General features: G+C 27.9%; 1 protein-coding gene. It reads right to left on the bottom strand.

The genetic code is table 11. From position 1 onward, the window contains the following. Positions 1-381: hypothetical protein (locus J3U57_RS12695; protein WP_267345007.1), on the bottom strand; the 381-nt coding region annotated here is incomplete at its 3' end. Positions 382-705: the final 324 nt, after the last annotated feature.

Below are 705 nucleotides of genomic sequence, written 5' to 3'. Positions count from 1 at the left end.
ATCTAATATTGGTACATATTCAGATTTATTCATATCAATACAGGATATTAAACGAAGAAAATTTAATACTTTATAACCAGAATAGCTGCAACCATTAACAGTTATAGTTGCATCTATTAGCTGGACATCATTTAAAAAATCTTGATTGCTTGAAAGTAAATTGGCAAGTCTAGGCGAGATAAAAACAGGACCACTACTGAAATAAATATCATAAGAGAATAAACGTTTTTCACTTACTTTTTTTTCTAATTTAAAAACTATTGGGTTATTCGATTGAATCTTTTTGCATTGTAAAAGTTCGTAATAATCATCTCCTGTTGAGACATATTGGAACCAATAACGATCAGGATAACAAGAAGATATCATAAGTTCATAAATCATAACAACATCCTTTAAAATGCTTAATTGAATTTTTATTTAAAATAGTTTTCCACTACGTGGTTCAATTCTTTTTGTTTTTATTTGTTTCTTTATGGTTTCTTTATATTGCTTTTGTGTCCAATTTTCCTTTTGACCCTTGTTATGAATTTCTTTCATTTAAGTTTGCATAAGCTGATGTAGCGGATTAAGTTGAATAAATCTACCTACATCAGATCGCTGTACTTTAACGTATTGTAATAGATGGCTTCACTATTATCCATAGATAGGTTGATTACATGATGTGGATAAATCTATTCCTTTTACTTTATTGTTTATAAAAAACTG

The organism is Gilliamella sp. B3464 (assembly GCF_026536145.1).
GTDB lineage: Bacteria > Pseudomonadota > Gammaproteobacteria > Enterobacterales > Orbaceae > Gilliamella.
The sequence above is the reverse complement of the archived record's forward strand: the minus strand, read 5'-3'. Positions and strand labels throughout refer to the sequence as shown.